The 26,327-nt window shown below is 71.4% G+C and carries 22 protein-coding genes; 9 read left to right on the forward strand and 13 right to left on the reverse strand.

The annotated features are described in order from the left end of the window. Positions 1-56 precede the first annotated feature (56 nt). Positions 57-1,166 carry a GlxA family transcriptional regulator gene (locus tag OG975_RS21215; RefSeq protein ID WP_406330887.1) on the forward strand — a complete coding sequence of 370 codons (1,110 nt, stop codon included), beginning with the start codon at positions 57-59 and terminating at the stop codon, positions 1,164-1,166. Here the strand turns inward: OG975_RS21215 and OG975_RS21220 are convergent. The 3 genes from OG975_RS21220 to OG975_RS21230 all read right to left on the reverse strand — a co-directional run bounded on the left by OG975_RS21220 (position 1,163) and on the right by OG975_RS21230 (position 4,596). Then, positions 1,163-2,212 carry a Zn-dependent alcohol dehydrogenase gene (locus OG975_RS21220; protein ID WP_406330889.1) on the reverse strand — a complete coding sequence of 350 codons (1,050 nt, stop codon included), beginning with the start codon at positions 2,210-2,212 and terminating at the stop codon, positions 1,163-1,165. The two genes, OG975_RS21215 and OG975_RS21220, sit on opposite strands and share 4 nt — an antisense overlap. Positions 2,213-2,222: 10 nt before the next feature. Then, positions 2,223-3,398 carry an acyl-CoA dehydrogenase family protein gene (locus tag OG975_RS21225; protein WP_406330891.1) on the reverse strand — a complete coding sequence of 392 codons (1,176 nt, stop codon included), beginning with the start codon at positions 3,396-3,398 and terminating at the stop codon, positions 2,223-2,225. Positions 3,399-3,681: 283 nt separating this feature from the next. Beyond that, entirely contained in the window at positions 3,682-4,596 is a 915-nt protein-coding gene (locus tag OG975_RS21230) for an SDR family oxidoreductase (RefSeq protein ID WP_327429597.1), read from the reverse strand. Between the two features lie 96 nt (positions 4,597-4,692). Between OG975_RS21230 and OG975_RS21235 the strand changes: the two genes are divergently transcribed. Next, positions 4,693-5,619, forward strand: a complete 927-nt coding sequence (locus tag OG975_RS21235) for a cyclase family protein (RefSeq protein WP_406330892.1) — start codon at positions 4,693-4,695, stop codon at positions 5,617-5,619. A gap of 401 nt (positions 5,620-6,020) precedes the next feature. Here the strand turns inward: OG975_RS21235 and OG975_RS21240 are convergent, their stop codons facing one another. The 4 genes from OG975_RS21240 to OG975_RS21255 all read right to left on the reverse strand — a co-directional run bounded on the left by OG975_RS21240 (position 6,021) and on the right by OG975_RS21255 (position 10,252). After that, complete coding sequence (locus OG975_RS21240) at positions 6,021-6,482, reverse strand: ATP-binding protein (protein ID WP_327429599.1); 462 nt, start codon at positions 6,480-6,482, stop codon at positions 6,021-6,023. Positions 6,483-6,880: 398 nt separating this feature from the next. Then, entirely contained in the window at positions 6,881-7,900 is a 1,020-nt protein-coding gene (locus OG975_RS21245; protein WP_406330893.1) for an acyl-CoA dehydrogenase family protein, read from the reverse strand. A gap of 10 nt (positions 7,901-7,910) precedes the next feature. Next, positions 7,911-9,065, reverse strand: coding sequence for an acyl-CoA dehydrogenase family protein (locus OG975_RS21250; protein ID WP_406330895.1), 1,155 nt, complete (start codon positions 9,063-9,065; stop codon positions 7,911-7,913). After that, positions 9,065-10,252, reverse strand: coding sequence for an amidohydrolase family protein (locus OG975_RS21255; protein WP_406330896.1), 1,188 nt, complete (start codon positions 10,250-10,252; stop codon positions 9,065-9,067). Before OG975_RS21255 ends, OG975_RS21250 begins: the two co-directional genes overlap by 1 nt. Before the next feature lie 143 nt (positions 10,253-10,395). On the opposite strand from OG975_RS21255, the gene OG975_RS21260 reads away from it, so the two are divergent. Then, positions 10,396-11,988 (forward strand): class I adenylate-forming enzyme family protein, encoded by a 1,593-nt coding sequence (locus OG975_RS21260; RefSeq protein ID WP_406330898.1) that lies wholly within the window; start codon positions 10,396-10,398, stop codon positions 11,986-11,988. Here OG975_RS21260 and OG975_RS21265 read toward each other — a convergent pair. Both OG975_RS21265 and OG975_RS21270 read right to left on the reverse strand, forming a co-directional pair. Further along, positions 11,972-12,484: an EF-hand domain-containing protein gene (locus OG975_RS21265; protein WP_406330899.1), complete on the reverse strand. Its 513-nt coding sequence runs from the start codon at positions 12,482-12,484 to the stop codon at positions 11,972-11,974. The genes OG975_RS21260 and OG975_RS21265 overlap by 17 nt on opposite strands. A 279-nt stretch (positions 12,485-12,763) precedes the next feature. Continuing rightward, on the reverse strand, positions 12,764-13,147 hold the full coding sequence (locus tag OG975_RS21270) for an STAS domain-containing protein (protein WP_406330900.1): 384 nt from the start codon (positions 13,145-13,147) through the stop codon (positions 12,764-12,766). Positions 13,148-13,545: 398 nt separating this feature from the next. Between OG975_RS21270 and OG975_RS21275 the strand changes: the two genes are divergently transcribed. Both OG975_RS21275 and OG975_RS21280 read left to right on the forward strand, forming a co-directional pair. Further along, complete coding sequence (locus OG975_RS21275; protein WP_406330901.1) at positions 13,546-14,130, forward strand: sigma-70 family RNA polymerase sigma factor; 585 nt, start codon at positions 13,546-13,548, stop codon at positions 14,128-14,130. Then, a complete protein-coding gene (locus tag OG975_RS21280; protein ID WP_406330902.1) occupies positions 14,127-15,629 on the forward strand; it encodes a zf-HC2 domain-containing protein in 1,503 nt (500 codons plus the stop codon). Before OG975_RS21275 ends, OG975_RS21280 begins: the two co-directional genes overlap by 4 nt. A 241-nt stretch (positions 15,630-15,870) precedes the next feature. Here OG975_RS21280 and purU read toward each other — a convergent pair whose 3' ends face one another. Continuing rightward, positions 15,871-16,755, reverse strand: coding sequence for a formyltetrahydrofolate deformylase (purU, locus tag OG975_RS21285; RefSeq protein WP_406330903.1), 885 nt, complete (start codon positions 16,753-16,755; stop codon positions 15,871-15,873). A gap of 155 nt (positions 16,756-16,910) precedes the next feature. Further along, positions 16,911-17,411 carry an SCO4402 family protein gene (locus tag OG975_RS21290; RefSeq protein WP_406330904.1) on the reverse strand — a complete coding sequence of 167 codons (501 nt, stop codon included), beginning with the start codon at positions 17,409-17,411 and terminating at the stop codon, positions 16,911-16,913. A 117-nt stretch (positions 17,412-17,528) separates the two neighbouring features. Between OG975_RS21290 and OG975_RS21295 the strand changes: the two genes are divergently transcribed. Beyond that, on the forward strand, positions 17,529-18,827 hold the full coding sequence (locus OG975_RS21295) for an ABC transporter substrate-binding protein (protein ID WP_406330905.1): 1,299 nt from the start codon (positions 17,529-17,531) through the stop codon (positions 18,825-18,827). 100 nt (positions 18,828-18,927) lie between these two features. On the opposite strand, the gene OG975_RS21300 is transcribed toward OG975_RS21295, so the two are convergent. Together OG975_RS21300 and OG975_RS21305 are read right to left on the reverse strand one after the other, a co-directional pair. Further along, a complete protein-coding gene (locus OG975_RS21300) occupies positions 18,928-20,823 on the reverse strand; it encodes a hypothetical protein (RefSeq protein WP_406330907.1) in 1,896 nt (631 codons plus the stop codon). 419 nt (positions 20,824-21,242) lie between these two features. Continuing rightward, positions 21,243-22,628 carry a transcriptional regulator gene (locus tag OG975_RS21305; RefSeq protein WP_406330908.1) on the reverse strand — a complete coding sequence of 462 codons (1,386 nt, stop codon included), beginning with the start codon at positions 22,626-22,628 and terminating at the stop codon, positions 21,243-21,245. Positions 22,629-22,934: 306 nt separating this feature from the next. On the opposite strand from OG975_RS21305, the gene OG975_RS21310 reads away from it, so the two are divergent. The 3 genes from OG975_RS21310 (at position 22,935) to OG975_RS21320 (ending at position 26,258) form a co-directional block, all read left to right on the forward strand. Further along, entirely contained in the window at positions 22,935-23,588 is a 654-nt protein-coding gene (locus OG975_RS21310; protein ID WP_406330909.1) for a bifunctional DNA primase/polymerase, read from the forward strand. Between the two features lie 142 nt (positions 23,589-23,730). Next, complete coding sequence (locus OG975_RS21315; protein ID WP_406330910.1) at positions 23,731-24,528, forward strand: ABC transporter ATP-binding protein; 798 nt, start codon at positions 23,731-23,733, stop codon at positions 24,526-24,528. Then, positions 24,525-26,258, forward strand: a complete 1,734-nt coding sequence (locus OG975_RS21320; protein WP_406330911.1) for a transporter — start codon at positions 24,525-24,527, stop codon at positions 26,256-26,258. Before OG975_RS21315 ends, OG975_RS21320 begins: the two co-directional genes overlap by 4 nt. Positions 26,259-26,327: the final 69 nt, after the last annotated feature.

The raw sequence follows: 26,327 nt of genomic DNA on the forward strand, positions 1-26,327 counted from the left end.
GGATACGATCCCGGCGAACCACTGGCCGGAAGGACAGCATTCGCTAGGATCGGGCCATGGCCACTCAGGGTACCTACCGTCGGCACCGCATCGTCGTCCTCGCCCTCGACGGGTTGCTGCCCTTCGAGCTGGGCATCCCGCAGCGCATCTTCGGCAAGGCGCGCGACACCGACGGACAGCCCCTGTACGACATCGTCACCTGCTCGATCCGGCCGCCCGGCCCCGTCGAGACGGACGCCGACTTCGCCGTCCTCATCGCGAACGGTCCGGAGGCGCTGGCCACCGCCGACACCGTCGTCGTCCCCGCCTCGTACGAACTCGGCCCCGTCCACGACGAAGGCGTCCTCACCCCCGAACTGGCCGCCGCCCTCGCCCACATCCGCCCCGGCACCCGACTCGTCTCCATCTGCACCGGTGGATACGTCCTCGCCGCCGCCGGCTACCTCGACGGCCGCCCGGCCACCACGCACTGGATGCACGCCGAGCACTTCCAGCAGCTCTTCCCGAAGATCCAGGTCGACGCGGACGTGCTCTTCATCGACGACGGGGACATCCTCACCTCCGCCGGTGTCGCGGCCGGGATCGACCTGTGCCTCCATCTCGTACGCCGGGACCACGGCGCCGCCGTCGCCAACGACGTGGCCCGCCGCACCGTCGTGCCGCCGCACCGCGACGGCGGCCAGGCGCAGTACATCCAGCGCCCGGTGCCGGAGGCGCAGGCGGCCACCACGACCGCCGCCCGGGCCTGGGCGCTCGGCCGCCTCCACGAGCCGATCCAGCTGCGCGACATGGCCGAACAGGAGTCGATGTCCGTACGCACCTTCACGCGCCGTTTCCGCGAGGAGGTCGGCATCAGCCCCGGGCACTGGCTCACCCAGCAGCGTGTCGAACGGGCCCGGCACCTGCTGGAGTCCAGCGACCTGTCGATCGACCAGGTGGCACGGGACGCCGGCTTCGGCACGGCCCAGTCGATGCGGCAGCATCTACAGGCGGCGCTCGGGGTCACACCTACTACGTATCGGCGTACGTTCCGGTCGGTGGGGGGTTTTTCGCCCCCGCCGCCCCTACCCGTCCCATCCCTGGGGGCTGCGCCCCTAAAAGGGGCGCGGGGAACTGCGCAATCTTTTGGACCAGCCCCCACCCACCCGCAGCCGACACACAACTAAAACGTCAGGACCGCCCTCGCCACCCTCCCCTCATGCGCATCCTCCGCCGCCTTGTCGAAGTCCTCCACCGGATAGGTAGCCGTCACCAACTCGTCCAGGAGCAGGCGGCCTTCGCGGTACAGCTCGGCGTACAACGCGATGTCGCGTTGCGGGCGGGAGGAGCCGTAGCGGCAGCCGAGGATGGACTTGTCCAGGTACATGGAGGAGACGAGGAAGGAGGCCTCGGCGGTGGCCGGGGGGACTCCCAGGAGAACCGCCTGGCCGTGGCGGTCGAGGGAGTCGATGGCCTGGCGGATGAGTTCGACGCGGCCTACGCATTCGAAGGCGTGGTGGGCGCCGGTGGGGAGGATGTCCTTCACTGCCTCGGTCGAGGTCAGGAAGTGGGTGGCGCCGAACTGCCGGGCCACGGACTCCTTCGCCGGGTTGGAGTCGACCGCGACAATGGTGAGGGCGCCCGCGAGCCGGGCGCCCTGGATGACGTTGAGGCCGATGCCGCCCGTGCCGATGACGAGGACGTTGTCGCCCCGGTCCACGCGGGCGCGGTTCAGTACCGCCCCTACGCCCGTCAGGACGCCGCAGCCGATCAGCGCGGCGGACGTCAGCGGGATGTCCTGGGGAATCCGGACCGCCTGCACCGCCTTCACCAACGTCCGTTCCGCGAAGGCCGAGTTGGACGCGAACTGGTAAAGCGGCCGGCCGCCCCGCGCGAACGGCTGCTGCGGCATCCCGATCGCCTTGCGGCACATCGTCGGCCGCCCCCGGTCGCACTCGGCGCAGGCCCCGCAGTTGGCGAGCGTGGACAGCGACACATGGTCGCCGGGCTGGACATGGGTGACACCCACACCCACCGCCTCCACCACACCCGCACCCTCATGGCCAAGCACCACAGGAACGGGGAACGGTATGGTCCCGTCCACCACAGAGAGGTCGCTGTGGCAGAGCCCGGCCGCGGAGATCGCGACCAATACCTCTCCGGGTCCTGGATCCCGTATCTCCAGATCGTCCACGACCTGGGTCCGCTGTCCGTCGAAGATCACGCCTCGCATCGCGACTCCCTCAGCCCTTGGGCTCCCTAGGCAGGCCGAGCACGCGCTCGGCGATGATCGTGCGCTGAATCTCGTCCGAGCCGCCGTAGATCGTGTCGGCCCGACTGAACAGGAACAGGTGCTGGAACGCGTCGAGTTCGTACGGTGCCGCCGTCGACCAGTCCGCCGGGCCCACCGCCGCCCCGGCACCCCGCACCAGCACCGCCAGCTCGCCCAGCCGCCGATGCCAGCCGCCCCACAGCAGCTTCGCCACGCTGGGCGCCCCCGCGCCGCCCGCCTGACCGCCGTTCCCCGAACTCCCGAGCGTGCGCAGGGCGTTCCACCGCATCGTGCGCAGCTCGGCCCACTGGTGTACGAGCCGGTCGCGTACGACGGGATCGGCGACGGCGCCGTTCGCGACGGCCGTCTCCACCACCCGGCCCAACTCCTGGGCGAACCCGATCTGTTGGGCCAGCGTCGACACGCCTCGCTCGTAGCCGAGCAGGCTCATCGCGACGCGCCAGCCGTTTCCCTCGCCGCCGACCACATGCTCGGCGCGGGCCACCGCCCCGTCGAAGAAGACCTCGTTGAACTCGCTCGTGCCGGTCAGCTGGCGGATCGGGCGGACCTCGACGCGGCCCGGCTGGTCCATCGGGACGAGCAGGAAGGACAGGCCGTGGTGGCGGGTGGAGTCGGGTTGCGTACGGGCGAGCACGAAGCACCAGTCCGCCTCGTGGGCGAGGGACGTCCAGATCTTCTGGCCCGTGACCCGGTAGGAGTCGGTGTCGGTGCCGCGGTCGTGTACGGCAGCGGTGCGTACGCCCGCCAGGTCCGAACCCGCTCCCGGCTCGCTGTATCCCTGGCACCAGAGTTCCTCACCGCGGGCGACGGGGGGCAGGAAGCGGGCCTTCTGTTCCTCCGTCCCGTGGGCGATGAGGGTGGGGGCCAGCAGGTTCTCGCCGATGTGTCCCGAGCGGGCGGGTGCCTTCGTCCGGGCGTACTCCTCGGCCCAGACGACCTGTTGGGTCAGGCTCGCCCGCCGGTTTCCATACCCGTCCTCACCCCACCCGAGCCCGATCCACCCACCCCGCCCGAGCTCCCGTTCCCATTCCCGACGGTCCACGTCCCCACCACCGAGACGCGCCCGCAACCAGGCCCGCGCCTCGCCCCGGAACACCTCGTCCTCCGACCCGAATCCAAACTCCACGCTCGCCACCTTCGCGTTGTCTCGCCCCCGCCGCCCCTACCCGTCCCATCCCCCAGGGGCTCTGCCCCTTCGACCCCGTTCGGTTGTGTGTTGCCTGCGGGTGGGTGGGGGCTGGCCCAAAGGATTGCGCAGTTCCCCGCGCCCCTTAAGGGGCGCGGGGAACTGCGCGAGCAACCCCCACCCACCCGCAGCCGACACACAACCCAGGGGGGCTGGGGGCGCAGCCCCCAGGAACGGGATGGGACGGGTAGGGGCGGCGGGGGCGAAAACCTGCCCCCCGGATCTACGCATTGGGCCGCGCCCCCTCCCCCGCAGCCCGAGCCATCGCCTCCACCCCCTCCAGCAACGGCATGGGATCCACCCCCACCGTCCCCGGCAAGAAGTCCGCGATCCGCTCCGGCGTCCAGGCGGCCCCCTCCGCATACCCCGCCCGCAGCTCCCGCGGCTGCGCCCACACCGCGATCTTGGGTCCGGCGATGGTGTACACCTGCCCGGTGATCCGTTCCTCCCGCGCACGGTCGGAGAGCAGGTACACCACCAGCGCGGCGACGTCCTCCGGCTCGCCTATCTCCTTGAGCTCCATGGGGACGTTGGCCGACATCCGGGTGCGGGCGACCGGTGCGACCGCGTTCGCCGTGACCCCGTACTTGTGCAGTCCCAGCGCCGCGCTGCGGACGAGCGAGATGATCCCGCCCTTGGCCGCGCTGTAGTTGGCCTGGGAGACGGACCCCTGATGGTTGCCGCTGGTGAAGCCGATCAGCGTCCCCGAGCCCTGCTTGCGCATCACCGCGGAGGCGGCCCGGAAGAGCGTGAACGTGCCCTTGAGGTGGGTGGCGACGACCGGGTCCCACTCCTCCTCGGTCATGTTGAAAAGCATCCGCTCGCGCAGGATCCCGGCCACGCACACCACGCCGTCGATCCGTCCGTACGACGCCAGCGCGGTGTCGACGACCCGCTGACCGCCCGCCATCGTCGAGATGTCGTCGGCGACGGCGACCGCGTCGCCGCCCGCCGCCTCGATCTCCTTGACGACGGCGTCGGCGATCGAGCTCGTCGGCTCGGCGCCGTCGATGGAGACTCCGTAGTCGTTGACGACGACGCGCGCGCCCTCGGCTGCCGCGGCCAGCGCCACGGCACGGCCGATCCCCCGCCCGGCCCCCGTGACGGCGATGACCTTGCCTGCCAAGAAGTTCCCCACGCCCGGCCCCTTCCCGCAGTTTCTGACGGTCCGTTAGATTCAACTCGGATTCTACGACCCGTCAGATACCTGGAGACAAGCCCCCGGGGAGGACTCATGTCACTGCCGGCCGAGTTTCACGAGATCGCCAAGCGCGTGAACAACTGGGGGCGTTGGGGGGCCGACGACGAGATCGGGACGCTGAATCTCATCACCGACGAGGTCGTACGGGAGGCCGCGGCCTGCGTCCGGAGCGGGCGCCGCGTCCCGCTCGCGCTCCCCCTCCAGCAGGACGGCGTGCAGACCGGGATGATCCCCGGGCGCGTCAATCCGCTGCACGCCATGGTGCAGATCAACCAGGAGATCTTCGGGCCGGGCACGGTCGCGTGCAGCGACGACGCGGTGACCATGGGGCTCCAGGCGGGGACCCACTGGGACGCGCTCACCCATGTCTCGCACTCCGGAAAGATCTACAACGGCCGCCCGGCCGACACGATCACCCCGCACGGCGGCGCCGAGTTCAGCGGCATCGACAAGCCGCGGCACATCGTCTCGCGCGGTGTACTGCTCGACGTCGCGCGGGCGCGGGGTGTCGAGCGACTGGAGGGCGGGCACGCCGTGACGCCCGAAGACCTGGACGCAGCCGAGGAGTTGGCGGGTACGCGGGTACGGGCCGGCGACATCGTCCTCGTACGGACGGGGCAGATCCAGGTGTATCTAGCGGGCGACACACACGGGTACGCGTATCCGTCGCCCGGGCTGTCCGTGCGCGCCCCGGAGTGGTTCCACGCGCGCGATGTCGCGGCGGTCGCGAACGACACCCTCACGTTCGAGATCTTTCCGCCCGAGATCGAGGATCTATGGCTGCCCGTGCACGCGCTCGACCTGGTCGAGATGGGGATGCTGCAGGGCCAGAACTGGAATCTCGAAAAGTTGTCCACAGCCTGTGGAGAAGAAAGCCGCTACGCCTTCCTGCTGTCGGCGATGCCCGAACCCTTCGTGGGCGGCACGGGCACACCGGTGGCACCGGTCGCCCTGCTGTAGTCGGCCGTGACCCCGGCCAGTCGCCAACAAGGGTCGGGTGGCGGCGCGCCGATGCTCGCCCCGAGCACGGCACCGCGCGCCGCCATCCGGCTCCGGCGTACCCGCCCTGCTCCTCTGGCCCTGTAGGAGCCGACGCCGAATCGCGACTCACACTCGCCGAGGGCTCCCGTCACCGGAACCCTCGCCGTCCCCTCGCGGCGAATCGCTGAACACAAGCGTGATCAAACGGACACGTCACGTCAACACCCGTTCGGGGAATTATCACTTAACGTCCCATTTATGACGGCGCGTACTGAAGCACGCCAGGGCGCATTCAGCCGCGACCGTGGCCCCGTGCGGGCGGTTCGTGCATACATGCACGAACCCGCGCACCCCTGCCTCCGGGGAGCCCCCGGGGAGTCCTAGACCGCCTCGTACGCGAAGTCCTCGTACGCCGGATACGCGGCCCCCGCCGAAGCGCCCGGAGCGCAGCGGTCCACCTCGCACCAGATGCGCTTGCCGGCACCCTCGGGCATCCAGCCCCAGCGGTCCGCGAGGCCGTCGACGAGTTCCAGGCCGCGGCCGTTGGTCTCGTCGCCCTCGGCATGCCGGGGGACCGGGGGCCGGGCGCTGGAGTCGGCCACCTCAAGACGGACGGTGGCGGCCTCGCCCCCGCCCGGCAGGGACAGCCGGAGCACGGCCGGACAGCCGGTGTGCACCACGGCGTTGGTGACGAGTTCGGAGACGAGCAGGATCAGCGTCTCGGCGAGCGGTTCGTCGGCCCCTATCCCGGACCCGGCGAGCCTGGAACGGGCCCACCTCCGGGCTCGCCCCACCTCTGCGGGGTCGGGCCGGATCTCCAGCTGCACTTGAAGCACCTGCACCGCTCACACCATCCGAACCGGCGGACACATCGCCTCGCGCCTCACAAGGGCCACGATCGTAGCCATTTTCTGCATGGCCAGAACAAGGATCACGGAAAGTGATTCCCTTGCGAGACAGCATGGTTGACGTACAGTCACCCCAACAAGCGCTTCGGGCATATTCCAGCGCGAAGGAGTACGCGTGCGGCATACTGTGCGACGCTCGCCACGGGGAGTCGAACAGGCAGGCGCGGGGGTCCGCCCTGCCCCGCGAGCGGCACGCATCGCCGGGTCCGGAGCCGCCTCAGGGGCACCTCCGGGATGGCTCAGCCTCAGAACCACTCGCATCCCACACAAGGTACCGGAGCTCGGCGCCGACTCCAGGCCGTGACAAGTCACGCGTAGGACACAACCCGATATCAACGCTCCGTAATTCCGGTATGCCACGATCCGCGACATTCACGTGAGCCCTTCCCGCTCCATGCCTGCACAGAGGCCTTACAGCCCGCCCCGGCGAGAAGATCGTCGGCCAGCATCTCCTCACTCTCCGTAACTCCGCCCGCACGCTGCGTCCGCAGCCATGCCCTCTTGAGGAACAGATGGACGCCGGACTCCCAGGTGAAGCCCATGCCGCCGTGCACCTGGAGGCAGTCGCGGGCACCGCGCACGGCGGCCTCGTCGGCGAGCAGCCGGGCCGCCGCGACATCCACCGGGTCGGCGGTCACAGCGGCCGCGTAGACGGCCGCACGCGCCACCTCCACCCGCACCAGCAGCTGCGCGCACAGGTGCTTCACCGCCTGGAAGGCCCCGATCGGCTGCCCGAACTGCTCCCGTGTCCGGGCGTGTTGCACGGCCAGCTCGCAGGTACGGGCGGCGGTGCCGAGCTGTTCGGCGGCCGTGAGGAGTGAGGTGAGGAGTACGGCTTCGGGGTCGGCCCCTGGCGACACGGCTACGGGGTCCGACCCTGCGGATCCGGCCCCGGGCGGTACGGCGGCGGGCACCCGGTGCACCGGAGTCAGCGGATCCACCGACCTCAGCGGCTCGGCGCCGGTCGCGTCCCCTCGTACGGCATCGGCCTGGTCCAGCCACTCCACCAGTACCCCGTCGACGGCGGTCACCACGGCCTCGCCGGTGGCCGCCCCGTCCACCGCGCCCGCCGCGAGGTGCGTCGCGATCAGCGGGCCGGGCAGCAGGACCCGGCCCGCCTCCTCGAAGGCCAGCACCGCTTCCGGGAGGCCGAGTCCGACCCCGCCGTCCGATTCCGGCAGCCGCAGCGCGAAGAAGCCCGCCTCGCCGAGCTCGCGCCACAGCGCCCGGTCGAGGTCCGGCGACCCGGCGCCGGCGGCGGCCCGTAGCTCGTCAGGGCCGAAGCGCGCGGTCAGCAGCTCGCGCACGCCCCTCTTCAACGCCCGCTGATCGTCCGTGAGTTGGAGGTCCACGTCGGAGAGTTCACCGTCCCTTCGGAAGGCCCAGGATCCGCTCGGCCACGATGTTCCGCTGGATCTGCGAGGTGCCGGCCGCGATGGTGTACGACAGGGACGAGAGCCGGTCGAGGGTCCACTCCCGCCCCAGGTCGAGCGCCTCGGGGCCGAGGACCTCGGCGGCGGCGTCGTACAGCTCCTGGCGGGCGTGCGAATACCGCAGCTTGAAGACCGAGCCGCCGACGCCGGGCACTCCCCCGCTGCGCTGCGCCTCGCTGACGTTCCACTGCGTGAGCCGCCACAGCGCCCGGAACTCGGCGTTCAGCCTGCCGAGGCGGCGGCGCAGTACGGCATCGTCCCAGCGGCCGTTCCCGCGCGCCTCACGGGCGATGTCGCCGAGGACGCGGCGGCAGGCGACGACCTCTCCGACGAAGGCGGTACCGCGCTCGTACGACAGGGTCACCATGGTCACCCGCCAGCCGTCGTTCTCGGCGCCGACACGGTGGGAGACGGGTATGCGCACCTCGTCGAGGAAGACCTCGGCGAACTCGGTGGAGCCCGCGAGCGTCCGCAGCGGCCGGACGGTGATCCCCGGCGCGTCCATGGGCATCGCGAGCCAGGAGATGCCGCGGTGCTTGGGGGCGGTGGGATCCGTCCGGACCAGCAGCTCGCACCAGTCCGCGACCTCCGCGTGGGAGGTCCAGATCTTGGACCCACTCACTACGTAGTCGTCGCCGTCCCGCCACGCGCGCGTGCGCAGCGCCGCGAGGTCCGAGCCGGCGTCCGGTTCGCTGAAGCCCTGGCACCAGACCTCCTCGCCGCGCAGCACGGGCGGCAGCCAGCGCGCCCGCTGTTCGGCGCTCCCTTCGGAGGCGATGGTCGGCCCGGCGTGCAGCAGCCCGACGAAATTGGCCCCTACGTAGGGGGCGCCCGCCTTCTCCGTCTCCTCCAGGTAGATGAGGTGCTGCGTCGGGGTGGCGCCCCGGCCGCCCGCGTCGACGGGCCAGTGCAGACCGGCGTACCCGGCGTCGTACAGCATCCGCTGCCAGCCGAGGTCGTACGCGCGTCTGCCCGGCCAGTCGTCCGGGGACGGCTTCGGGGGCAGCGAGGGGAGCACCTTGGCGAGCCACTCGCGCAGCCGTGCCCGGAACTCCTCCTCCTCGGCCGTGTCCGCGAGATCCACTACAGGTCCAGGTCCAGCATGCGGATCGCGTTGCCGCGCATCAGCTTGAAGACCGTCTCGTCGTCGAGGCCCTTCACATGGTCGAGGGCGACCTCCTTGGTGTGCGGGAAGGTCGAGTCGACGTGCGGGTAGTCGGTCTCGAAGGTGGCGTTGTCGCGGCCGACCACGTCCAGGGACGCCACGCCGTGCTTGTCGCGGAAGAAGCAGCAGAAGATCTGCCGGTAGTAGTACGTCGACGGGGGCTCGGGGATGAGGTCGCGGACCCCGCCCCAGGCGCGGTGCTCCTGCCAGACGTCGTCGGCGCGCTCCAGGGCGTACGGGATCCAGCCCATCTGCCCTTCGGAGTAGGCGAGTTTGAGGCGCGGGAACTTCACCAGTACCCCGCTGAACAGGAAGTCCATCATCGAGGCCATCGCGTTGTTGAAGCTGAGCGAGGCCTGTACGGCGGGCGGTGCGTCGGGCGAGGCGGCGGGCATCTGCGACGACGAACCGATGTGCATGTTCACGACCGTGCCGGTCTCCTGGCAGATCGCGAAGAAGGGGTCCCAGTAGCCGGAGTGGATGGAGGGCAGCCCCAGGTAGGTGGGGATCTCCGAGAAGGTCACGGCTTTCACGCCCCGGGCCGCGTTGCGGCGGATCTCGGCGACCGCCAGATCGATGTCCCACAGCGGGATCAGACACAGCGGGATCAGCCGGCCGCCGCTGTCGCCGCACCACTCCTCGACCATCCAGTCGTTGTACGCGCGCACACAGGCCAGGGCCACTTCCTTGTCGTGCGCCTCGGCGAACGTCTGCCCGCAGAAGCGCGGGAAGGTGGGGAAGCAGAGGCTGCCCTCGACGTGGTTGAGGTCCATGTCCTTGAGGCGCTCGGCCGGGTCCCAGCAGCCGCGCCGCATCTCCGCGCGCGTGATGCCCTCCAGCGTCATCTCGTCGCGGTCGAAGCCGACGGCGGCGATGTTGCGCTTGTACGGGAACTTGAGGCCCTCGTAGACCCACCAGTCGGTGGGCGGACCGTCCGGATCCATCGTGATCCGGTATTTGCCGCCCACGTAGGCGAGTTCACCGATTCCGGCGGTGAGGGGCTGCGGCCCGCGCTCGCGGTACTTCCGCGGCAGCCAGGTCTCGAAGAGGTGCGCGGGCTCGATCACATGGTCGTCGACGCTGATGATGCGGGGCAGTTCGGTCATGGTTCCCCTCCGCCTGGCGTACACATCTGATGACCCGTCAGATTCATGTCACAAGCAGGCTAGCCCCGCACCTATGGACCGACAAGGCGGAGAGCCCTACGCTCTGCCACGATCTGACTGTCCGTCAGTTGCAGGGGGTTGAAGTGAACGACACCGCACACGCCCTGGGGTCCGCGCGCACGCTGTGGGAGCTCGTCGCGCGCCGCGCCGACCTCACCCCCGGCCGGCCCGTCCTCCTCCAGGACGACCGCTCCCTGAGCTTCGGCGAACTGCGCGCCCGCGCCGAGCGGGTGGCGGCGGGCCTCTACGACATGGGGGTACGCCCCGGCACCGTGGTCGCCTGGCAGCTGCCCACCCGTATCGAGACCGCGCTGCTGTCCTTCGCGCTGGCCCGCCTCGGCGCCGTACAGTCCCCGGTCATCCCCTTCTACCGCGATCGCGAAGTCGGCTTCGCGCTACGGGAGTCCAAGGCCGAGTACTTCGCCGTACCGGGCGAGTGGCGCGGCTTCGACCACACGGCGATGGCGCGGCGGCTCGGTGCGAAGGGCGTCTTCGAGGCGTACGACAGGCTGCCGGACGGCGACCCCGCCGTGCTGCCCGCCCCGCCCTCCGAGGGCACCTCGGTCCGCTGGATCTACTGGACCTCCGGCACCACCTCCGACCCCAAGGGCGTACTGCACACGGACCGTTCACTGATCGCGGGCGGCTCGTGCCTCGCGCACGCGCTGCACCTGTCGGCCGACGACGTGGGCTCGATGGCCTTCCCGTACGCGCACATCGCCGGACCGGACTACACGGTGATGCTGCTGCTGTACGGCTTCCCGGCCGTGATGTTCGAGCACTTCGCGCTGCCCGCCGCCCTGGACGGCTACCGCAGGCACGGGGTGACGGTGGCGGGCGGCTCCACGGCCTTCTACTCGATGTTCCTCGCCGAGCAGCGCAAGCAGCCCGGGAAGCCGGTCATTCCGACGCTGCGGCTGCTCGCGGGCGGCGGGGCGCCGAAGCCGCCCGAGGTCTACCACTCCGTCGTACGGGAGATGGGGGTGCAGCTCACCCACGGGTACGGGATGACGGAGGTCCCGATGATCACGATGGGGGCGCCGGACGACACGGTCGAGAACCTGGCGACGACCGAGGGCAGGCCGCCGGAGGGCATGGAGATACGGATCGTGGACGGGAAGGGCGCGGCTCGGCCGTACGGCGTCGACGGGGAGGTACGGCTGCGGGGCGAGGCCGTCTGCCAGGGGTATCTGGACCCCGGGCAGACCGTCGCGGCCTTCGACGCGGACGGGTTCCTGATCACCGGGGACGTCGGGCATCTGACGGAGAGCGGGCATCTCGTCCTGACCGGGCGCCTGAAGGACATCATCATCCGCAAGGGCGAGAACATCTCCGCCAAGGAGATCGAGGACCTGCTGCACCAGCACCCGGCCGTCGGCGATGTCGCCGTGATCGGGCTGGCGGACGCCGAACGCGGGGAACGGGTCTGTGCCGTGATCGAGGCGGCCGAACAGTCTCCGGGGGCCGGGCAGTTGACCCTGGAGGCCGTCGTCTCGTATTTGCGCGCGGAAGGGCTGTCCGTGCACAAGCTGCCGGAGCAGTTGGAGGTGGTGGACGCCCTTCCGCGGAACGAGACACTGCGGAAGGTGCTCAAGTACAAGCTGCGCGAACGGTTTTCGGGGCGGTCGGGGACCGCCCAGGACGCGCGGCCGTCGGGTCCTACTCCGGCACCGTGAAGTAGCGGGCGAACGCGCTCACGACCTCCGCCTCGCCGACCCGGCCGTCGGAGTCCGCGTCGAGGGCGGCGGCCGCGACGGCGGCGACGGCGTCGCTCACGCCAAGGGCCTTGAGGACGCGCGTGGTCTCCTCGACCGTGGCCGCGCCGTCCCCGTCGGTGTCCGCGACGGCGAGGGCGGCGTGCAGGAAGGGGCGGGCGATCTCGGCGAACCGCTCGGGGTTGTCGTGCAGCCGCTTCACCGCGCCGCTGACGAACTCCTCGCGGGTGATCCGCTGGTCGCCGTCCCGGTCCGCTATCCCGGCCATGCCCTGCCAGAACGCCTCAGCGCCGACATACAGGGCCTGGCCCTTGTCGGAGCGGGCCGTCGTACCGAACTCGGTGAGGACCGCCTTGGTCGCGGCGTTGAAGTCCTCCCGGTCGATGTAGCCGTTGCCGTCCTGGTCGAAGCCGGCGAACCGGGCGGCAATCCTGCGCTCGTACTCGGTGCTGACCATGGTGTGTTCGGACCGCCTTACATCTCAGCCGGACTCTCAGCCGGACTGGGGTTCATCTGGGACGGAGCGTACGACGCCGGGACCACCGCGGGAGCGGGAAAACGACGGTTGTACCAAGACTGCGGGAATTCTGGGACAACCGTGTGGCCGTGTGTCGCGGGACGAGTGAGGGGAGTCACGCCGACAGGGGACACGCGGGGAGACAGGGGGCATCACGCCGACAGGGCAACAGACGGACGGCTGCATCACGCCGACAGGGGCATCACGCTGACGGGGACATCACGCGGACAGCGGGCTCGACTCCTCCCCGACGGCCGTGGCGACGTCCGGGTACACGTCGAAGAGGCGGCGGACGCCGAGGGCCGCGAGGACACGGTTGACGTGGGAGCCGTCGGTCGCGCCCCGGGCCGGCAGGATCAGCCGCAGCCGGCCCTGGCAGGAGCGGATCAGACGGCGGGTGGCGATGAGCACGCCGACGCCGCTGGAATCGCAGAAGAAGACCTCGGAGAGGTCGAGCACGAGACTGCGGCGGCCGTCGGCCACCGCGCCGTGCACCCGTTGGCGCAGTACCGGCGACGTCACGAGGTCCAGCTCGCCCGACACCCGCAGCACGGCCCACTCGCCCTCTTCGCCGTCTTGGCCCTCGGTCACCTTGAGCGTCATCGCAACGCCTCCCGCTCGCCTCGCCCACCGAAAACGGAAGCTGTTCCTTCGCTTCCCTTCAGCGCGGCTGCCCCGCCCTCGTTCCATGAAACACCGGTCCGCGAAAGAAGAAACGCCGGTCTACGGTCGAAAATGCAGGGCGAGCGAGCTATTTCGGACGTGAACGGTCTGATTCGATCGGATTCGATGGGGAAGACGGTTGGCTTCTACCATTCTCGGCCTGTCCAGGGGCGCACATTGACGCAAAGGGGCGTGCGCTGTCGGACGTGCCGACTACATTCGGGACAGTGGTGCACACAGGCTGGACAGCAGCAGCGCACACGCACCGAGCACAGGGGCAGCAGACAGCGACAGAGGCAGGGACAGGCGCCGGGCACGAGCAGGGGTGAGGGGGCCGCATGGCGAAGAGGGACGCACCGCCCCGCTGGGACCGCAGGATGCAGCAGCGGCTCGCACGCGGGGAGGCGGCGGCGCTCGGTGAGCTCTACGACCGGTTCGCTTCGCTCGTGCACGGCCTCGCCCACCGCGTGCTCGGCGACGAGCGGGCCGCCGACCGCATCACCCGCGAGGTGTTCGCCCATGTCTGGGAGAACCCCGACGCCTACGACCCCAAGCAGGGCCCGATGCGTTCCTGGGTCGCCGCACTGACCCACCGCCTCGCCGTGCAGCGGCTGCGCGCGACCGAGACCGCCGCGCTCGCGCTGGGCGGCGGGGGCACCACCGAGGAGCTGGAGCGGAAGGTCCGCAGCGCCTCCGTCGCCGCCCGCGCGGACTACATCGTCACGTCCATGCCCGCCCCGCTGCGCGCCGCCCTGGAGCTCGCGTACTTCCAGCGCCGCGACTACCGCCAGGCCGCCGCCGACCTCGGCGTCACCGAGGACGAGGCCCGCCGCCGGCTCCGCCTCGGCCTCCAGCTCCTGTCCACCGCCCACGACACCGGGCCCTCCGGCGCACCGCCCGAATACGGGGGTGGTGCGCGATGAGCGGAGGAGCGGACCGTTTCGAGGCGTTCGACGAGCACGACGAACGTGAAGGACATGAGGGATATGAGGGACATCAAGGTCCTGAAGGCCATGAGGAGGAGAGCGGTGCGTACGAGGGCCGCGCGGACGCCGGAGGCGGCGTAGAGCCGGACGGGGCCGCCGCGGCAGCCGGCGGTGGGCCCGCGGGACCCCAGGGACCCGGCGAACCCGGCGGGCCCGCTCACGGCGGCGGTGAGGAGCCGGAGTCGGGGAGACCCCCGCGCATACCGCTGCCGCGTACGTCCGTCGAGGACACCGGGCTGCCGCTGCCCGAACCGGCCGCCGCTCCCGGACCGGCGCCGCTCGTCCTGGAGCACCGGGTACTGAAGTCGCTGCTCGGCGCGTGGGCGCTGGCCGCCTGCTCGGCGGAGGAGACGGCGGCTGTCGAGGAGCACCTCGGGGAGTGCGGTTCCTGCGCGGACGAGGCGCTGCGGCTGCGCGAGGCGGTCGGACTGCTGCACCCGGCCGAGAGCCTCGACCTCGACCCGACGCTGCGCACCCGCGTCCTGGAGGGCTGCCTCGGCCGGCGCCCGCCGCGGATTCCGGTGCCCGAATGGGCCGCTGCGTACGACGCGGAGACCGCCCGGCTCGACGCGCTGCTGCAGGACATAGGCGGCGCCGAGTGGCATGCGCCCGTGCGGCTGCGGTGGTTCGAGGGCGACGGTCCGGTGAGCCGCCGTACGACGGTCGCCGGGGTCATCGCCCATCTGCTGAGCGTCGACGGTCTGGTCGCCGTCGCGCTGGGCCTGGAGGACCCGCTCGGCCCGACCGGCTCGCCCACCGGGGAACCGACCCCCGAGGGCCGCACCGAGGCATTCTGGCGTGCCTCGCACTTCCCGCCTACCCGGTCCGTACGGCTGCCTTGGCGGGAGCAGAGCCACAACATCGTCCGTACGGTGTCGTTCACGGGAGCGAGCACCTCCCAGGCGGGCGGCGCCGCCGGGGGCGAGGGAGGGTCCGGCCGGCTCACCGTGCCGTACGGCGGGTTCGAGCTGCCGCTCAGCGACTCGATGCTGGACCGGGCCTTCGAGTGCTGGGTACACGCGGGCGACATCGCGGACGCCGTGGACTACCCCTACGAGCCGCCCGCCCCACGCCACCTCCACCGCATGATCGACCTCGCGGCCCGGATGCTGCCCGCGTCGCTCGCCGAGCGCCGCCGGGCGGGCCTGTCGCCCGCGCCGGCCGGCCATCACCTCGTCGCCGCGGGGGCGCCCGGGCGGAGCCTGCGCCTTGAGATCGAGGGGTCCGGGGGTGGCGAGTGGCTGATCCCCCTCGACTCCCCCGGAGCGGTGGGCTCCGCCGAGCGGGAGGTCGCCCATGTCGCGCTGGACGGTGTCGAGTTCTGCCGCCTCGCAGCGGGGCATGTGTCACCCGAGGAGGCTGCCGCGGGGCAGGACGGGGACCGGGGGGCGATCAGGGATGTGCTGTTCGCCGCGGCGTCGTTGAGCCGGATGTAGGGGGCCGCCGGCGGGTTTTCGCCCCCGCCGCCCCTACCCGTCCCATCCCTGGGGGCTGCGCCCCCAGACCCCCGCTGAAAAGATTGCGCAGTTCCCCGCGCCCCTTTAAAGGGGCGCGGGGAACTGCGCAATCTTTTACACCAGCCCCCACCCATCCGCAGCCAAAGAACCGGCCCACGGGGTCTGGGGCGGAGCCCCAGGAACGGGATGGGACGGGTACGGGCGGCGGGGGCGAAAAACGCTACGCGAAGATGACCGTGCGGCGGCCGTTCAGGAGGATGCGGCGCTCCGCATGCCACTTCACCGCCCGCGCCAGCGCCTGACACTCCACGTCCCGCCCGATGGCGACCAGCTGATCGGGAGTCACCCCGTGGCCGACACGTTCGACCTCCTGCTCGATGATCGGCCCCTCGTCGAGGTCGGCCGTCACATAGTGCGCGGTGGCCCCGATCAGCTTCACACCCCGCGCATGCGCCTGGTGATACGGCTTCGCACCCTTGAAGCTAGGCAGGAAGGAGTGGTGGATGTTGATGATCCGGCCACTGAGCTGCTTGCACAGGTCGTCGGAGAGGACCTGCATATAACGGGCGAGGACGACCAGTTCGACGTTCTCCTCTCGAACCAGCTCCAGCAGCTCCGCCTCGGCCTCGGCCTTCGTATCCCTCGTCACCGGGATATGGCGGAACGGAATGTCGTACGACCCCACCAGCTCGGCAAAGTCCGTGTGGTTGGAGACCACGGCGGCGATCTCCACCGGCAGCGCCCCGATCCGCACCCGGAAGAGCAGGTCGTTCAGGCAGTGGCCGAACTTGCTGACCATGAGGACGACCCGCATCTTGTCCTCGACCCGGTTGATCTGCCAGTCCATGTGGAAGGAGTCACCGATCGCCGCGAAGCTCGCGCGCAGCTTCTCCACGGTCACCGGCGCTTCCGCCGAGAAGTGGACCCGCATGAAGAACAGTCGCGTGTCGTGGTCGCCGAACTGCTGACTGTCCTCGATGTTGCAGCCGGTCATGAAGAGGTAGCTCGACACGGCGTGCACGATGCCCGGCTTGTCCGGGCACGAGATGGTCAGGACGTACTGCTCGGCGGCGGGTGCGGCCCCGCGGACGGACTGCTCATTCATGCAGGACAGGTTCCCACACCGGGTGCCTGGGGCGGGCGGCCGTCCCGCCACCCGGACGCCCTCCGAGAAGCCCCCCGCGCCGGGGTACGCCGACCCGAGCCGACGTACAGCCCACCCACGCCGACCTACGCCGACCTACGCCGACCTACGCCGACCTACGCCGACCGCGTCAGGATCCGCAGTACCTCAAGCGTGCGCGGCTGGGCATCGGGATCCTCCCCGTCGCTCACCGCCAGCCGTACGTGCGCGTCGCGCGCGGCGCGGACGGCCTCCGGCCACGCGGGGTGGTCGAGGTACGCGGAGACAGGCGCGTCGGGCCCGACCTGATGCATGATCCGCAGGACGCGCAGCACGGCGGAGTCGACGAGGGCCGCCTCCTGGGAGTCGCGGAAGATCGTGCCGACGTATTTCTCGGCCGACCAGTTGTCCAGCCAGGTGTCCTCGACCAGGCGGTACACGGCGTCGGTGACGTCCCCGTACCCGTCGACGCCTGCGAGCCAGACGCCCCGCTGGAAGTCTGTGTCGGAAAGCATGTGCAGCGCGGAGCGCACATTGCTGCGCCAGCGCCACCACGGCATGTCGTTCAGTGGCATGCCGCCCATGGTGGATGAGCGACGCCCGCGACGGGAAGAGTTCTCCGAACCTTGCACGGTCACCGATCGTACGTTCCCGGCGAAAAACCGATCATCGGCCCCCGCAATTCACCTCTGCGTCACCTTTTATTGACCAACGGTCACTCCCCGGTTAGCGATGTGACGGAATCGTGCGTGTCCATGACCGGCAGGCGACGCACACGCACGAGCTCACCCGTCCTCCCCCGGCCCGTCAAGGCCACGTTGCTGTCCGCGGGCGCGCTGGTCGCGTGTGCGTCGATCGCGGTCGGATGCGGGGTCATCCCTGGTGCCACGGGGGGCTCCGGGGACGACCCCGTCACCGTCATGACCTGGGCACCCGAGAAGACCGCCGCGACCAACAAGCCCGGTATGCCCGCGATGGCGAAGGCCTACGCCCGCTGGATCAACTCCCAGGGCGGCATCAACGGCCACCAGCTCAAGGTCATCACCTGCAACGACCACAACGACTTCGTGGACGCCGCGAAGTGCGCCCAGCAGGCGGTCGACGAGAAGGTCGTCGCCGTCGTCGGCTCCTACAGCCAGCACGGCCGCTCGTTCCTCACCCCGCTGGAAAGCGCCGGCATCCCGTACATCGGCGGCTACGGCGTCACCAACGACGAGTTCACCAGCCCCCTCTCCTACCCCGTCAACGGTGGCGAGCCCGCGCTGCTGGCCGGCCTCGGCGAACAGCTCGGCAAGGACTGCGGCCCGGTCGCGCTCGCCCGCCCCGACACCGCCGCCGGCGACCAGCTCCCGGTGCTGCTCGACTCCGGCCTGAAGTCGGAGAGCCACCCGTCCGCTTCGGACCAGCGGGCCGCCGAGGACGCGACCGAGTACTCACGGCAGACGCGGCAGGTGCTCGAGCGCGCGACCAGCGACCCGCTGAAGCGGGGCTGCGTGGTGCCCGCGCTCGGCGACCGCACCGACACGTTCATGGACTCCTTCCGGCGCGACCGCGAGAACTACCCGGCGGTGCGCATGGGCACCGTCCTCGGCAGCATCGACCAGTCGCAGATCGACGCCACCGGCGGCAAGTCGAGCCCGTACGAGGGCTCGTACGTCACCAGCTGGTACCCGAACGCGAGCGACCCCCGCTGGGACACCATGCGCAAGGTGATCAAGGAGCAGGCGTTCGGCGACAACCGGATCGATCCCGCGGACGCCGGAGTGCAGACCACCTGGATCGCGTACACCGTGCTGAAGGCGGCCATCGAGTCGCTCGACGGCGGCGAGGTGTCCGCGCGGACGATCCAGCGCGCCCTCGACGACGGCCTCAAGGTGACCACGGGCGGGCTCACCCCGACGCTCAGCTGGCGCTTCGAGGATCTGATCGCGGCCGTCGACTTCCCGCGCCTCATCAACGCCGACGTCACCTTCCAGCTCGTACGCCAGGGTCAACTTGTGTCGGCGCGGCGCGGGTTCGTCAATGTGTCGAAGAGTCTGGAGAACGCCGACTAACGCGGACTGAGGACCTTGGGGACCTTGCGGCCCCCAAGGGTTCAGAGACGGTCAGAGGGGTTCAGCGACGGTCGACGGTTCAGACGGGTTCAGCGACGGTTCAGAGCTGGGTCCGCGCCCGCTGCGTCAGGCCGTACGTCGACGCGATGGAGTTCCACAGCTTCGCGGCCTTCTCCTTCGCCGTGGACGCGGTGCCGCTGGCCCGGTTGCCCGCCTGGGTCTGCCCGGTGGTGCGGGCGTGGCCCTTCCGGCAGCCCTTCTTGCCGGCGACCTGGTCGGCCCAGGCGGCGTAGTGGTTGTCGGCCGACGCGGAGGCCTTCCAGCCGTTGGTGAGCGCGGTGGTCAGCTCGGCGTGGTTCGGGAGCTTGTCGACGGGGAGGGAAGCGAGCCGGGTGACCAGCTCGCCGCGCTGCTTGGCCGCGTCCCGCAGATCACTGGCCGCCTGGCCCAGGTTGTCGCACGCCTTCACGTCCGCCACGGCGTTGATCACCGCGTCGCGGCTGTTGCTGCTGTCCGCCAGGAGCTTGTCCAGCTCGACGGCCTGCGCCTTGGCCGGGTCGGTGGACGGCGACGCCGAGTCCTGGGTCGTGGGAGCCGTCGCCGACACGGTCTTGCTCTTGTCGTCCTTGCTGCCGTTGTCGCCGCCGCCGCTGAGCAGGGCGCCGGCGCCGATGCCGAGCACGGCGATGCCGATGCCGACGGCCGCGATCACCGGGACACGCGACCGGCCGCGGCCCCCGCGTCCGCCACCACCGTCACCGTCGGGCGCTCCGCCGCGCCGTGCGGCGGCCCGGCCACCCGGCGCGCCGGGGGTGTGCGCCCCGTACGGAGCCTGCGCGCCGTATGCGCCGGGCGCGCCCTGTGAGGGCTGGGCGCCGTACGGGGCCTGCGCGCCGTATGGGGGCTCCGGCGCCGACGGGTCGAAGCGCGGCAGCTGCTGCGTCGACGCGGGCCCCTCCGGCTCACTGCGGAACAGGCTGTCGAACTCCGCCGGGGGCTGCCTGTCCTCCGGCGCGCCCGGGCGTATCCCGTACGGCGCACCGGCCGGCTGCGCGGGCACGGGAGCGATGTACTGCGTGGCCTCGGCGTCCGGGTGCGCGGCGGCGGGCAGCGGCCCGGCGGCACCACCCTGCGGCGCCTGCCCCAGGAACTGCGTCGCCTCCGCCGGCACCTCGGGCGGCAGCGCACCCGGGCCCACCGGCGGGATGTACTGAGTGGCCCCCTCGTCCACCGCGGCGGCGACGGGCGGGATGTACTGCGTCGCCCCCTCGTCGGCGCCCGGGGCGGGCGGGATGTACGGGATGTACTGGGTCGCGCCGTCCTCGGCGGGCGGCAGCGGCAGCCCCGCGCTCACGGGCGGCAGCGGCGCCGGCTGCGCGGCGGGCGGCAGGGAGTGCGAGGGGACCGACGGTCCGGCGGCGCCGTACGGATCCTGCGCGGCCTGCGGGAGGGCGTTCCCGGCGTGCGAGGGCTGCGCGGCCTGCTGGCCAGGGGCGCCATACCCGCCGTACCCGCCCCCCGCGTGCGCCTCCGGCGCGAAACCGTTCTGCGCGCCGTACGACGGTGCCTGCGCGCCCTCGGGCGGCAGTGGCCCGGCGCCGGGCGCCGCCTGCGGCGCGAAGCCCTGCGGCTGCTGAGCCCCGTGCGGGCCCGGCTGCTGCTGGTACCCGTTCACGTCGGGCTGCTGCTGAGGCGCCCAGCCCTGCGAGGCGTCGGGAGTGCCCCACTCCGGGGCGGGGGCGGTGGACCGGGGCGGCTCGGCGGCCCCCCAGGTCTGGGTTCCGTCCACCGGCGCTCCCCAGCCCTGGCCGGGCTGCGGGGCGGGGGCGGCCGGCTGTTCGGGGCCCCACGGCTGGCCCCAGGCCTGACCGCCCGCCGGGGTCGTACGGTCGCCCGTCATACCCGGCAGCAGGGGCTCGCCACCGTCGGAGGGCAGCACGATGCCTTCGCGCGCGGGTCGCGCCGAGGGCTCCTCGCCCTGTCCACTCTGCGTCACCGGGACTCCTACGAATGGGGGACCTTCGGAATCGTCGGCTCACGCTACCGGGTCCCCACAACCCGGTGCCACGCAGCACAGGGCGTGACCCCGTCCCCTGTGACACGGGTAACGAAACCGCCCCCCTGTGCGCTGTATCAGTCCCCACTCACTCCCGGCGCCCACGTTTCCCCCGCGTTCACGCCCGCGCACGCCATATGTTCATGAACGCCCGCGCCAAACACTCATGCGGGGCGCCCGCGCCAGATACTCACGCCGGGCGCCCGCGCCGAACACTCGCGCCAGGCGCCCGCAGCGGACGCGCACGACGGGCGCCCACACCACCCGTTCAAGCGGGCGCACGTGCCCTGAGCCAGCGCGGGGCGCGCACGCCATACACGCATGCCCCTCGCCGTACGTGCACGCCCCTCTCCCTGCGTTCACGCCGCCGCCTGCAACTCCAGCCGCGCCCCGAACTCCCGTACCACCGGCTCGTCCCGGTACGGCTCGAGCCGCTGCTGGAAGTCGTCGAGATACTCGGCACCGCGGTTGGAACGGAGGGTGCTCAGCAGCTCCACCGCGCGCAGACCCGTGTGGCAGGCCTGTTCCACCTCGCGCTGCTGGACCTGCGCCGTGGCGAGCAGCACGAAGCCGATCGCGCGGCGGCGGGCCCGCGACTCGGGGAGCCCGGCGAGGGACTCCTCCGCACACCGCGCGGCGGCCTCCGCCTGTCCCAGGTCCCGGTGGCAGTGCGCCAGCTCGTCGGCCAGGTAGGCCTCGTCGAAGTGCGCGATCCACGCCTGGTCGTCCCCGGAGGCCGGGTCGGCCGACTCCAGGGCGCTGACCGCGCGCCCGGACGCCAGCTGGGCGGCGCGCGCATCGCCCATGAGCGCGTGCCCGCGCGCCTCCGCGGCGTAGAACATCGACTCCGCGCGCGGTGTCACACGCCCGCGCGCCCCCTCCTGCGCCGCGCGCGCCAGCTGCGCGATCTCGCGCGGGTTGCCGAGCTGGGCCGCCAGGTGGCTCATGGACGCGGCGAGCACATAACCGCCGTAGCCACGGTCACCGGCCGCCTGCGCGAGCCGCAGCGCCTGGATGTAGTACCGCTGGGCGAGCCCCGGCTGACCGGTGTCGATGGCCATGTAGCCGGCGAGTTCCGTCAACCGCGATACAGCGGCGAACAGTTCACGCCCGACCGCCTCCCGGTAGGAGCCCGCGAGCAGCCCGGAGACCACGCTGTTGAGGTAGTGCACGACGACCGGGCGCACGTGCCCGCTGCCGTACTGGTGGTCCAGGTCGGTGAGCGCCTGGGTCATCGCGCGGACCGCCGCGACGTCCGAGAGCCCGACGCGCGGGCCCGCCGAACGCGCCACCTGCGAGTCCGGCGCGGAGATCAGCCAGTCGCGGCTCGGCTCCACGAGCGCGGAGGCGGCGACGGACGAGCCGGACAGGAAGTCCCGGCGCCCCACATCGCTGCGCCACAGCTCGCAGACCTGCTCGATGGCCCCCAGTACGGTCGGCGAGAACTGGAGACCGACGCCGGACGCGAGGTTCTTGCCGTTGGCCATGCCGATCTCGTCGATCGTGACCGTACGGCCCAGCTTGCGGCCCAGTGCCTCGGCGATGATGGCCGGAGCCCGTCCGCGTGGCTGCTGTCCGCGCAGCCAGCGCGCCACGGACGTCTTGTCGTAGCGCAGATCGAGACCGTGCTCCGCGCCGCACATGTTGACCCGGCGGGCCAGCCCGGCGTTGGAACAGCCCGCTTCCTGGATGAGCGCCTGCAACCGTTCGTTCGGTTGCCTGGCGACGAGAGGCCTTGCGGCCATGGCGTACCCCCTGTGGCTGCGGTGCCTGCCCACGCACCGAGTTGACGTGTCTTCACCGGCCAACCGCACCGAAAGAAGTCGGCCATGAAGATCAATGCCCCGCAGAGATGCCGAAGATGCGAGACATGTGAGGATTGCCGGGGTAAAGGCGGTTGCCCAACCCCTCCCCTGGTTACCCACACCCCGCTGTCGTTGCCCATGCGCGCCCCCACACGTGCATCCATGCGCCCCACGTGAGGAATCGATGCCCCTCCCCCGCGCGCGTGTCCCCCGTAACCCGAGGTGGACCCGGGAGTTGAGTTCAGCGTGGAAGAGACCATCGCAGGCACCGAGACCGCACAGATCCCCAAGCAGCGCGGCGAATCGCTGCAGGACACCGCCGTGCGCTATGCCGAGGAGCGCCACTGGGACGTGTTCCCCGGCACCTGGCTGGAAGCCGTCGACGGGGTGCAGCGCTGCTCCTGCGGCGAGCCCGCGTGCGCCGCGCCCGGCGCGCATCCGGCGCGCGAGGACTGGGCGTCACAGGCGACGGGCAGTGCGACCGTCGCGCGCCGGATGTGGTCGAAGCAGCCGTCGGCGTCGATCCTGCTGCCCACGGGGCGGACGTTCGACGCGATCGATGTGCCGGAGACGGCCGGGTTTCTCGCGCTCGCCCGCATGGAGCGGATGGAACTGACGCTCGGGCCGGTGACCTGCACGCCGGACCGGCGCATGCACTTCTTCGTGCTGCCCGGTGCGGCGGCGAAGGTTCCGGATCTGGTACGGAAGTTGGGGTGGCCGCCCGCTTCCCTCGACCTGGTCGCCCTGGGCGAGGGCTCGTACGTGGCCGGCCCGCCGACTCGGTTCGGCTCCCGGGGTGCCGTGCAGTGGGCTTGCCGGCCGACTCATGCGAATCGGTGGCTGCCGGATGCGGAGGAGTTGATCTCGCCGCTTGCCTATGCGTGTGGGCGGGAGCGGTAGGTAGGGGGCGCGGTCTGTCCTGCCTGGTTCGGTTGGTTGGCGGGTGCGGGTTGTGTGTGGTTGCTCGCGCCCCGCGGCGGAGCCGCATGAGGGCACAGCCCCGCGCCCCTAAAAGCAGGGCGGTGGCCCTTAGGCTGCCTACATGAGTTTGGGAGCTGAGGACCACGCCGCGCCCGCTGTACGTGTCCGGGGGCTCTGGAAGCGGTTCGGGGAGCAGGTCGCCGTCGCCGGGATCGATCTGGAGTTGCCCGCGGGGCAGTTCATCGGGCTCGTCGGGCCGAACGGGGCGGGGAAGACCACCACGCTGTCGATGGTGACCGGGCTGCTCAGGCCCGATCAGGGCACCGTCGAGGTCGTGGGCCACGACGTGTGGCGCGACCCGGTGGAGGTGAAGGCGCGCATCGGCGTCCTGCCGGAGGGGCTGCGGCTCTTCGAACGGCTGTCGGGGCGCGAACTGCTGGCGTACACCGGCCGGTTGCGCGGTCTGCCCGGTGCCGAGGTCGACAAGCGGGCCACCCAGCTCCTGGACGTCCTCGACCTCGCGGGTGCCCAGCACAAACTCGTCGTCGACTACTCGACGGGCATGCGCAAGAAGATCGGCCTGGCCTGCGCCCTCCTCCACAACCCCGAAGTCCTCTTCCTCGACGAGCCGTTCGAGGGCGTCGACCCGGTCTCCGCGCAGACGATCCGCGGCGTCCTGGAGCGGTACACGGGATCGGGCGCCACGGTCGTCTTCTCCTCCCATGTGATGGAGCTGGTCGAGTCGCTGTGCGACTGGGTCGCCGTCATGGCCGCGGGGCGCATCCGCGCACACGGCCCGCTCGCGGATGTACGCGGTAGCGCCCCCTCGCTCCAACACGCCTTCCTGGAACTGGTCGGCGCGAACGCGCGCTCCGCCGGGACCGACCTCGACTGGCTGGGCGGCGGGGCCGCCCGATGAGCCCGCACGCGAGCGTGAACACGGGCACAGGCGCCGGTTCGGGCGCCGACCCGGGCACGGGCGCAGGGTCGGGCACGGGCGCCGGCTCGGACACGGGCACGGGCGCCGGCTCGACGGCCACAGCCGCACCCCGCACCTCCACCGCGTCGATCACCCCCGTCGTCGTACGGCTGAAACTGTCGCTCCTGCGCAACGGGCTGCGGCAGTCGGCCGGACGGCGGGCCGCGTACGTCACCTCCGTCGTCCTCGTCCTCCTCTTCGCCGCCCTCCAGCTGATCGGCCTGATCGCGCTGCGCGGAAACGCGCACGCCACCGCCGTCGCCGTACTCCTGGTGGCGATTCTGGCGCTCGGCTGGGCCGTGATGCCGCTGTTCTTCCCCAGCGGCGACGAGACGCTCGACCCGACGCGCCTGGTGATGCTGCCGCTGCGCCCGCGTCCGCTCGTCCGGGCGCTGCTCGTGGCCTCGCTGGTCGGCATCGGGCCGCTGTTCACCCTGTGCCTGCTCGTCGGTTCGGTCATCTCCGTGGCGCACGGCACTGCGGCGTACGTCACCGCCGTCGTCGCCGTGGTCGTGGCCCTGCTCGTCTCCGTGGCCCTCGCACGGGCCGTCGCGGCCGCCAACATCCGGCTGCTGTCCAGCCGCAAGGGCCGCGACCTGGCCGTGCTCAGCGGCCTGGTGATCGCGATCGGCGCGCAGCTCGTCAACTTCGGGGCGCAGCGGCTCGGTGCGGCGGGCGGCCTGTCGCAGCTCGACCCGGTGGCGGACGTCCTGCGCTGGGTGCCGCCCGCGTCGGCGATCGGCGCGGTGGATTCGGTGAGCGAGGGGTCGTACGCGGCCGGGGTCGTCCAACTGGCCTTGAGTGTGGCCGCATTGGTGGGGTTGCTGGCGCTGTGGTCCCGGCACCTCACCCGGCTGATGACCTCGCCGGACGGGTCGACGTTGCAGGCGGCGGAGCCCGCCGCGCGGGAGAGAGGTTCGTCGGGGCTCGGCCGACTGCTGCCGTCCGGGCGCACCGGGACCGTCATGGAGCGCAGCCTGCGGTATGTGTGGCGCGACCCGAAGACCAAGGCGGCGTGGGTGACGTCGCTGGCCATCGGGCTGATCGTGCCCGTGTTCAACGCCCTGCAGGGCACCGGGTCGATCTACTTCGCGTGCTTCGCGGCGGGGATGCTCGGGATCCAGATGTACAACCAGTTCGGGCAGGACACGTCCGCGTTCTGGATCGTCGCGATGACGATCTCGTCCACGCGCGACGCGTACGTCGAACTGCGCGGGCGCGCGCTCGCCCTGCTGGTGATCACCCTGCCGTACGCGACCCTCGTGACCGTCCTGACGACCGCGATGCTCGGCGACTGGCCCCGGCTGCCCGAGGTGCTAGGCCTCTCCTTCGCGCTGCTCGGCGCGATGCTGGCGACCGGCGCCTGGACGTCGGCCCGCTTCCCGTACTCGATCCCGCAGGAGGGCTACAAGAACGTGGCCCCCGGGCAGGCGGGCCTCGCCTGGATCGCCGTCTTCGGCGGCATGGTCTCGGCGGCGCTGCTGGCCGCCCCCGTCATCGCCCTCACGATCTGGCTGAACGTGAGCCGGGACGGGGACGAGTGGACCTGGCTGCTGCTGCCGCTGGGCGCCGGGTACGGGGCCCTGATCACGGTGGCCGGGCTGCGGCTGGCGGCGCCGCGGACGGCCCGGCGGCTGCCGGAGATCCTGGCGGCGGTCAGCAAGGGCTGAGAAGCGTCGCAGGAGCCGCAAGAGCCGCAGGAGTAGCAGGAGTAGCCGCAAGAGTCGCGGGAGCCGCAG

The organism is Streptomyces sp. NBC_00203 (assembly GCF_045206325.1).
Lineage (GTDB): Bacteria > Actinomycetota > Actinomycetes > Streptomycetales > Streptomycetaceae > Streptomyces > Streptomyces lutosisoli.